Origin of the sequence: Sphingomonas sp., from assembly GCF_023266535.1 — a bacterium.
In the GTDB taxonomy this organism is placed as follows: Bacteria; Pseudomonadota; Alphaproteobacteria; order Sphingomonadales; family Sphingomonadaceae; genus Sphingomicrobium.
Genome location: NZ_JAHFPY010000103.1, coordinates 1 through 8,093, shown reverse-complemented (window position 1 = coordinate 8,093; position 8,093 = coordinate 1). Strand labels below are relative to the sequence as shown.

Genomic DNA, 8,093 nt, shown 5'->3' with positions numbered 1-8,093 from the left:
GGCCTCGGCCGGACAGGCGGTCTTCACGGCCGTCGAATAGGCATCGGCCGCGACCTTGGCCTGGCGCTGATTGGATTCAAACGTCTTCAAACAGGCCTGGAATGCATGACGCGGTGCATCGATTGCGGCCGGATTGGGCGCCAGGGCGAGTGCTATCGCCACTGTGATCATACCCGTCCCCTCTACGGACACATCAACGTTTGAGGAGAATGACTTATCTCAACGGAAAATCAACCGTGACGAATTTGCTGCGCCCGGTCAGTCGACTTTGACCCCGGCCGGGACTGGCGAACTGTGGCGACGCACCACCTGCCAGCTGTCGCCTTCTTGCACCCAGACGTCGGTCAGCAGCACCCGCTCATCGATCAGCTGGCCAAGATAGCGCACTTTCCATTGGGCATCGACGGTCGCGACAATCACATTGTCCAGCGCCACGCACTCGGTGACCCGCACCTCGAGGCTGGCGATGTCCATCCGCTGCAGCGCCTCGATCCATTGCGCCAGATTGACCGCCACCGATCCGGTCGACCGGATTCCGACGAGCTTGAATTGGGGGTGGATCAGGCGGCGGAGTGCCGCCTCGTCCTTGGCAACCAGCGCGTCGCGCCATTCGCGCTCAAGGTCGCGAACATCGAGGCAAGGCGCGTCAGCGGCCAATGAGCAATCCTCCGAAGACTCCATTCGCGGCCAGCATGCAGATATTTTGCGCGCGGGCCAGTCCCCAAACGTAGGCCCCCTATGTCAGGTCGCTAGCCGTTCTACGCCGCAAGAACCGATTCTTGTAACGTCAGGGTTGATCCTGATCGCTACGTCGGTCACTCCTACCCGTTGGGCCCAAGTGTGGATAGGGGAATGTGAACATGTCCGACAACGAACCGGCCGCTGAAGTCGACGTCACCAAGGAATGGCGCGCAACGCAGGGCCAGAAATCTGCCGCCACGCGCCTACGCATTTTCGCCGCCATATCCTGGGTCATCGCCATCGGCGGTGAGGTCGCCGGGATTGTCATGCTCCGCCAGGGCAAGTTCGACCATGGCAACCTTCCGCTGCTGATCGGCATCCTGGTCGGGATCGCCATCTTCGCCATTGCCGGCAGCCTGATGTGGAAGGCCGCCAACAAGCAGGATCCGGCCAGCAGGGCCGATCCGGCCAGGTTCTTCTTCCAGAACCAGCTCGGTGCGATCGTCACGCTGATCGCCTTCCTGCCGCTGGTTGTCCTGATCTTCATGGACAAGGACATGGATCCGAAGAACAAGAAGGTCGCTGGCGGGATCGGGGCCGTCCTGGCCGTGGCCGCCACGCTGATCGGCGTGAGCTGGAAGCCGCCGTCGGTCGAACAGTACACGCAAGACATGAATGCGTGTGCGACCCAGATTAAGTCCAATCAGCCGACAACGGCTTGTTCGCCCGAGGTGGCCGAGCAGGCCAAGGCGATCGCCCAGGACTCCGCGACGGTGGCCGAGGCGACCAAGAGCGCCGCGAATCCGAACGGCCTGGATATCGTCTACTGGATCGCCCCGGAGAACGGCGCCAAGACGTCGGCGACGCCGCACGTCTTCCATATCTGCGACGGCGTCAGCCCGCTGCGCGGCAAGACCATCAACAAGGGTTCGGTGACCCAGGCCTATTCCGAAAACGCCACCCGGATCACCAAGCAGATTCCGATGGAACAGAAGCAATGCGGGTTTGCCGCTGCGGCGCCGGCGTCAGGCGACAGCACGACGCCTGCGCCTGCAGCGGGCTAACACCCAAGCGGTAGGCTTGGCCCCCTAGCGCTGCGTCAGGTCGACCCCGACAAAGCCTTCGGGTGCCTGGCCGCGCTTGATCAGCAGCAGGACGCTGGTGCGCCCCGCACGCTTGGCCGTGTCGATCGCGGCCAGCACCTGCGCCGGCGTGGTCACCGCCTGCCGGTTGACCGAGATGATCACGTCACCGCGGCGAATGCCTTTTTCCGACGCGTCGCTGCTCGGGTCGACGGCGGTCACCACCACGCCCCGCACATTATCCGGCAAGTTGAGCGCGCGGATGATTTGCGGGTTAAGCGGCTGGAGCGATAGCCCCATCGCGCTGCCGGGAGTCACCGGCGCTTCCTGGCCAAGCGCCTGTTCCTGGTCCTGATTGCCGCCCGACTGCTGTGCCAGTTCCTCGTCGGTTGGGCGCTGTCCAACCGCGACCTGCACCGTCTGGCGACGCCCGTCGCGGATGATCTCCAGGGGAATCCGGCTGCCGACCGACGTGTTGGCGACCAGGTAGCTGACCGTCTCGTCCGGCGTGACATCGCGCCCGTTGACCCGGACGATCACGTCACCCTGTTGCAGTCCCGCCTTGGCAGCCGCCTGCCCGGGAACCACCGACCGGACCAGCTCACCGCGGTCCTTCGGCAGGCTAAGGCTGGCAGCGATGCTCTCGTCGAGCGGCTGGAGGCCGACGCCGAGGTAACCGCGCGACGGCCGCTGGCCGCGGCGCAGCGAGTCGATCACCGGCTTGGCGGCTTCGGCCGGAATGGCGAGGCCGATGCCGACGCTCGCCCCGGTCGGCGAGATCAGCGCCGAGTTGATGCCGATGACGTTGCCGGCCATGTCGAACATCGGACCGCCCGAGTTGCCCATGTTGATGCTGGCGTCGGTCTGGATGTAGCGGTCATAGGCGCCGCCGCCGGTGATGCCGCCGCGATGCAGCGCCGAGATGATGCCGGCGGTAACCGTGCCGCCAAGGCCATACGGGTTGCCGATCGCCATCACCCAGTCGCCGACGCGGGCCTTGGTCGAATCGCCCCAGTTGACGAATGGCAGGTTGGAACCCTCGATCTTCAGCAAGGCGAGGTCGGACGTCGTGTCGCGGCCGACGATCCGCGCCGGGAACTCGCGGCGATCGGCCAGGATCACCGTGACGCTGTCGACCGTGCCGGTTCCGTTGACGCCCTGGATCAGGTGGTTGTTGGTGACGATGTAGCCGTCGGGCGAAACCAGGAAGCCCGATCCGAGCGACCCCGTCTCGCGGGTCTGCGGGGTGCCGTCCTGGCCTTGCCCCTGGCCCTGGCCCTGGCCGTCGGGCGCCTGGCCGCCGAACCGGCGGAAGAATTCCTCGAACGGGTCGACCTGGCGCCGCACCGGTACCCGCTGCTTGGTCGAAATATTGACCACCGCCGGCGCTAGGCGCGCGGCCAGGTCGGCGAATGATGTCGGCGCCCCCGCGGCGGGAACGATGGCCGACGGTGCGTTCTGGGCGACCTGCGCCCCGGCCTGACCTGTCGCGACCGAAAATGCGGTCCCTCCGAGCAGTAGGGCCATGGCGACCCCATAGGCATAACGCACGGGTCGAAACTCCTTGATCGGCTTCATTCTCTTCCTCGCTTGGCTTTCGCGGTCCATCATCGACGCTAGGTCAAGCGCATGAACGCGAATTGAACAGGGCTGGCTCCTATCGTCCAGTAAATTCCTTCAGATATTCATTGTTCGGTGACAGGATGATGCTGGTCGGCGCGGTCTTGCTGCCCGGGGCGCCGATGAAGGTCCTCTGATAGCTCTGCATCGCACGGTAGAAATTATAGAATTCCGGGTCCTTGCCGAATGCCGCGGCATAGGTTTGCGCGGCTTCGGCGTCGGCCTCGGCGCGGATGATCTGGGCATTTTTCTGTCCCGTGGCTTCGATCGAGCGCGCCTCCTGCTGGCGAGCCGTCCGCATGCGGTCATAGGCCGATTCCAGCGGCGTGCCGTCGGGCAGGTCGGCCTTCTTGATACGTACATCGATGATCTCGGCGCCATATTGACGCGCGACGCGATCGAGGCCGCTGCGGATATTGCCCATCACACCTTCGCGTTCGGGTGACAGCAGCGAAGCGAACGGGCGCTTACCCAGCTCGTTCCTCAGCTGGGAGCCGAGAATCGGCGCCAACGACCGTTCGAACTGGTCGGTCGAGCGGGCGCGGATGTACATGCGCAGCGGATCGACCACCCGGTAGCGGGCAAACGCATCAACCTCGAGCCGCAGCTGGTCGGTCGACAGCACCTGCTGTTTGTCCATCTCGATGTCGCGAACCCGTTTGTCGATCCAGTCGATGCGGTCGACGAACGGGATTCGAATGGCGAGCCCTGCGCCGATCTGCCCGATTTGCGCCCCGTCCTTATAGCGGTTGATGATCCGCACCGGCTTGCCGAAGCGCGTGATAATGCCCTGCTTGGTTTCCGGCACGATCATGATGCTGCTGAAGACCATCAGCAGCAGCACCAGGCCGATGAACAGTACGACAATCGGGTGGCGGCGGATCGCGTCCATCACTGGCCTCCCGTCCGCGGCGTGTTTCGCCTGACTTCGGTCAGCGGCAAATAGGGCGTCACGCCGGGAGCCTCGACGATCGTCTTGTCGACGTTCTGCAGGACCCGTTCCATCGTTTCATAATACATGCGGCGCTTGGTCACTCCCGGGGCGAGCTTGTACTGCTCATAGACCTTGTCGAAGGCGGTGGCGTCACCCTGAGCCTGCTGGCGAAGCTGCAACGCATAGGCGTTCGCCTGGTTGACGTAGCTCTGGGCCCGCTGCTGCGCCGCGTTCACTTCCTTGAACGCGTCGTTGACCGCAGCCGGCGGGTCCGCCTGCTTGATCGCCACGCCCTGGATGGCCACGCCCGACTCATATTTGTCCAGCGTCTGCTGCATTTCTTCCTGGACCCGCGCTTCGATGTCGCCGCGCTTGACGCCCATCGCGTCCTGCAGCGTCACCTGGGCGACGATTTGCCGCATCGAGCTTTCCGCTACCTGCCGGATCGTCTCCTCGGGTTCGGCCAGCTCATAAAGATATTGCTCAGGGTCGCGGATCAGCCAGCGGACCTGGTAGGCGATGTCGATGATGTTCTGGTCGCCGGTCAGCATCAGCGTTTCCTCGGCAACCGAGCCGATGTCGATATTGCGGATTTCCTCGACATTGACCTTTTGCACCCGGTCGATCGGCGACGGGAGGGTCAGGCCGATACCCGGCGACAGCGTGTGGCTGTAGCGCCCGAAGCGGGTCACCACGCCGCGCTCTTCCGGCGCGATGCGGTGCATCGTCGTCAGCAGCAGCCATAATGCGACAAGGGCAATCACCGCCCACAGGTAAAGCGACCCGTTTGGTCGGCCGCCAAAGCCGAGGCCGCCACCCGGTCCGCCGCCGCCAAAGCGGCCGCGGCTCCGTTTCAGGAAGTCGTCGAGCGAGGAAACCGACGCGGACCGGCCGCGCTTGGGCGGCTCGCTCCATGGTCCGCCTGGCTCGTCACCGGACGGCGGTTCACCGCCGCCGGAGCCCGGGGGAGCTCCCCACGGACCCTTGTTGTCGCTGAAAAAGGCGCGCCCGCGGGCGCCCCACCCTGCAAAGATTGACATGGCCCCATAATAAGTAGGGTTTCGCCGAAAAACAGTGCCGCCGGTCGAAAAGGCAATTAAGGGCTCGGCACATGACCCCTGAGGAACCTTTGAGCGGCCTCGACCAGCTGCCCGATGCGGAACGAATCCGCTCGAAAAGGCTGGTTGGCGATGTCGCAACCATCGTCGCCGATGCCTCCGGTCTCGATGACGATGAGCGTGCAGCGCTCGAGGCGCGCTTGCGGGAAGCGGTCGCGGCGCAGCCGGGCGTGCGCGAAGCCCGGGTCGCCTTGACCGCTTCCAAGCCGGGCCGGACCTACATCGCCATTGGCTCGGGCAAGGGCGGGGTCGGAAAATCGACGCTGACCACCAATCTGGCAATCGCGCTGGCACGCATGGGCAAGAAGGTCGGAATCGTCGACGCTGATATCTACGGCCCGTCGCAACCGACCCTGCTTGGCGCCCACGAAAAGCCGCACGCCGAAAAGGACAAGCTGGTTCCGATCGAAGCGCAGGGCGTGAAATTGCTGTCGATCGGCCAGCTCGTTCCGGCAGGCCAGGCGCTGGCCTGGCGCGGGCCGATGGCGTCGGGCGCGCTCAATCAATTGATTGAAGGCGACTGGGGCGACACCGAACTTATCCTGGTCGACCTGCCGCCGGGTACGGGCGACGTGCAGCTGTCGCTGGTGCAGAAATCTCGCCCGGCCGGCGCGGTGATTGTCTCGACCCCGCAGGACCTGTCGCTGATCGACGCGACCCGGGCGATCGACCTGTTTGGCAAGACCGGCGTGCCGGTGCTCGGTGTGATCGAGAATATGGCCGGCTATCAATGCCCGCATTGCGGCGAATCCAGCGATCCATTCGGCCAGGGCGGGGCGGAAGCATCGGCAGCGCAGCTGAATGTACCGTTCCTAGGTCGGCTGCCACTTTCGGCCAGCCTTCGTGAGGCGTCTGACGCGGGGCAACCGCCAGCCGCCAATGAAGGACCCGCCGCCGACGCCTTTTCAGCTCTTGCGCGCCGCTTGCTTGAAGAGCTGGAGAAAGTCGCCACCTGAAGCATTGATGAATTCAGGAGAGTTTCGATGCCGCTGACTGCCGATGAAGACATTGCTGGGTTGCTGCGGGGCGCTCGCACCATCGCCATGGTTGGGGCATCAGATCGGCCGGAACGGCCGTCGAACCGGGTCATGAAATTCCTCCAGGACCAGAGCTACCGGGTGATCCCGGTCAATCCGCAGATCACCGGCGAGCATGTCCATGGCGAATATGTCTGGCGCGAACTGGCCCAGATCGGCGAGCCGATCGATATCGTCGACATCTTTCGCCGGTCGGAATTTGCCGGAGAAGCCGTCGACCAGGCGATCACAGTCGGAGCGAAGGCCGTCTGGATGCAGCTCGGAGTGATCGACGAGGCTGCGACGCAGCGGGCCGAGGCCGCCGGGCTCAAGGTCGTCATGGACCGCTGCCCGGCTATCGAGATCCCAAGGCTTGGAATTGCGCCTTTAAATCCAGTCGCTTGACTCAAAATTGAATCGAGCAGAGTTTCCCCGGGGTCTGCGCGGTCTTCGGGGGCCGGTACAGGGCTGCGCTTAGGGGTCAACTGCCGGCAAGGGGCATACAATGAAAAAGCTCATTGTGCGTGCCGCGCTGCTTTCGGGCGCGGTGATCGCGTTGAATCCGGCCTTCGCCAACCATAGCTGGGGCGGATATCATTGGGCCGGCGACGGTTCCGAATTACCGATAAAGGTCAATACGGCCATCACCTCGCAGTGGAATTCATCGGTCGGAACTTCAATTTCCGACTGGAACAGCTCGAACGAGCTGGCCCTTAGCAGCCAGACTTCATCCCGTGATCCCAAGAAGTGCAGTCCGATCGCCGGACAGGTTCTCGTCTGCAATTCGGCGTACGGGAAGCGCGGTTGGCTGGGGATTGCCTCAATTTGGCTGACCAGCGGCCACATCAGCCAGGCGACGACCAAGCTCAACGACAGCTATCACAATTCAGCGCCCTACAATCAGCCAGAGTGGCGTGCGCTAGTCGCCTGCCAGGAGGTCGGTCACGACTTCGGGCTCGATCACCAGGATGAGACGTTCGACAATCCGAACCTTGGCACCTGCATGGATTATACCAACAGTCCGCTCGGCCCGCCGGCGAACACACATCCGAACAGCCATGACTATCAAGAGTTGAACCTCATCTATGATCATGACGATGGCTTCACGACCGCGACCGCGAGCACCAATTTCGGAATCCGTCAGGTCGGCAAAGCGCCCCCGCGCGAAGAAGCAGCCATAGGGGACAGTCCCGCCGAATGGGGCCGCGCTATCCATGCTGATGGCCAGGGACGGCCAGACGTGTTCGTCAAGGATCTGGGCGCAGGCAGGAAGGTCCTGACCCACGTCTTCTGGGCGATCGGCAAGGGTCCCAACAACGGTTGACGGCGCGGCGTCGGCCTATGCCGACGCCACCGTCATTGCTGGAACGAGCAGCGTCGGGCTGTCGATGCCGCGGCGGAAGCGGAGGTCGATGGCCGGCTCCAGCGTGGCGAACATCTGCTTGAGGTTCGACGCGATGGTGATTTCCGCCACTGCGGGGCCGATTTCGCCATTGCTAATCAGGAAGCCCGCCGCGCCACGCGAATAGTCGCCGGTGACGCCGTTGACGCCGTGCCCAATCATTTCGGTGACCAGAATGCCATGCTTGAGGTCGGCAATCATTTCGTCGCGGCTACGTTTGCCTGCCGCACTGAACAGATT

At 63.8% G+C, this 8,093-nt stretch carries 9 protein-coding genes; 4 read left to right on the top strand and 5 right to left on the bottom strand.

Annotation, left to right across the window (positions count from 1 at the left end; genetic code table 11):
- Positions 1 to 258: 258 nt before the first annotated feature.
- Complete coding sequence (locus Q0C64_RS12920) at positions 259 to 657, bottom strand: nuclear transport factor 2 family protein (protein ID WP_294124250.1); 399 nt, start codon at positions 655 to 657, stop codon at positions 259 to 261.
- Between the two features lie 203 nt (positions 658 to 860).
- Here Q0C64_RS12920 and Q0C64_RS12915 point away from each other — a divergent pair, with 203 nt between their 5' ends.
- Positions 861 to 1,745, top strand: a complete 885-nt coding sequence (locus Q0C64_RS12915) for a hypothetical protein (protein ID WP_294124249.1) — start codon at positions 861 to 863, stop codon at positions 1,743 to 1,745.
- Between the two features lie 24 nt (positions 1,746 to 1,769).
- On the opposite strand, the gene Q0C64_RS12910 is transcribed toward Q0C64_RS12915, so the two are convergent.
- From Q0C64_RS12910 to hflK, 3 genes are all read right to left on the bottom strand, one after another.
- Positions 1,770 to 3,341 carry a Do family serine endopeptidase gene (locus Q0C64_RS12910; RefSeq protein WP_294124248.1) on the bottom strand — a complete coding sequence of 524 codons (1,572 nt, stop codon included), beginning with the start codon at positions 3,339 to 3,341 and terminating at the stop codon, positions 1,770 to 1,772.
- A gap of 79 nt (positions 3,342 to 3,420) precedes the next feature.
- Positions 3,421 to 4,275 (bottom strand): protease modulator HflC, encoded by an 855-nt coding sequence (locus Q0C64_RS12905; RefSeq protein ID WP_294124247.1) that lies wholly within the window; start codon positions 4,273 to 4,275, stop codon positions 3,421 to 3,423.
- Positions 4,275 to 5,357: an FtsH protease activity modulator HflK gene (hflK, locus tag Q0C64_RS12900; protein ID WP_294124246.1), complete on the bottom strand. Its 1,083-nt coding sequence runs from the start codon at positions 5,355 to 5,357 to the stop codon at positions 4,275 to 4,277. Before hflK ends, Q0C64_RS12905 begins: the two co-directional genes overlap by 1 nt.
- Before the next feature lie 71 nt (positions 5,358 to 5,428).
- On the opposite strand from hflK, the gene Q0C64_RS12895 reads away from it, so the two are divergent.
- The 3 genes from Q0C64_RS12895 (at position 5,429) to Q0C64_RS12885 (ending at position 7,775) form a co-directional block, all read left to right on the top strand.
- Positions 5,429 to 6,391: an Mrp/NBP35 family ATP-binding protein gene (locus Q0C64_RS12895; protein ID WP_294124245.1), complete on the top strand. Its 963-nt coding sequence runs from the start codon at positions 5,429 to 5,431 to the stop codon at positions 6,389 to 6,391.
- Between the two features lie 27 nt (positions 6,392 to 6,418).
- Positions 6,419 to 6,856 carry a CoA-binding protein gene (locus tag Q0C64_RS12890; protein ID WP_294124244.1) on the top strand — a complete coding sequence of 146 codons (438 nt, stop codon included), beginning with the start codon at positions 6,419 to 6,421 and terminating at the stop codon, positions 6,854 to 6,856.
- 100 nt (positions 6,857 to 6,956) lie between these two features.
- Positions 6,957 to 7,775 (top strand): hypothetical protein, encoded by an 819-nt coding sequence (locus tag Q0C64_RS12885; protein WP_294124243.1) that lies wholly within the window; start codon positions 6,957 to 6,959, stop codon positions 7,773 to 7,775.
- Positions 7,776 to 7,790: 15 nt separating this feature from the next.
- Here the strand turns inward: Q0C64_RS12885 and Q0C64_RS12880 are convergent.
- Positions 7,791 to 8,093, bottom strand: a 303-nt coding sequence (locus Q0C64_RS12880; protein ID WP_294124242.1) for a metallopeptidase TldD-related protein, incomplete at its 5' end; no start/stop codon positions are given.

What these genes read in the sequence shown, in the direction of transcription:
- Q0C64_RS12915 (WP_294124249.1), top strand. Translation starts at nt 861, where the DNA reads ATGTCCGACAACGAACCGGCCGCTGAAGTCGACGTCACCAAGGAATGG.
- Q0C64_RS12910 (WP_294124248.1), bottom strand. Translation starts at nt 3,341, where the DNA reads ATGAAGCCGATCAAGGAGTTTCGACCCGTGCGTTATGCCTATGGGGTC.
- Q0C64_RS12905 (WP_294124247.1), bottom strand. Translation starts at nt 4,275, where the DNA reads ATGGACGCGATCCGCCGCCACCCGATTGTCGTACTGTTCATCGGCCTG.
- hflK (WP_294124246.1), bottom strand. Translation starts at nt 5,357, where the DNA reads ATGTCAATCTTTGCAGGGTGGGGCGCCCGCGGGCGCGCCTTTTTCAGC.
- Q0C64_RS12895 (WP_294124245.1), top strand. Translation starts at nt 5,429, where the DNA reads ATGACCCCTGAGGAACCTTTGAGCGGCCTCGACCAGCTGCCCGATGCG.
- Q0C64_RS12890 (WP_294124244.1), top strand. Translation starts at nt 6,419, where the DNA reads ATGCCGCTGACTGCCGATGAAGACATTGCTGGGTTGCTGCGGGGCGCT.
- Q0C64_RS12885 (WP_294124243.1), top strand. Translation starts at nt 6,957, where the DNA reads ATGAAAAAGCTCATTGTGCGTGCCGCGCTGCTTTCGGGCGCGGTGATC.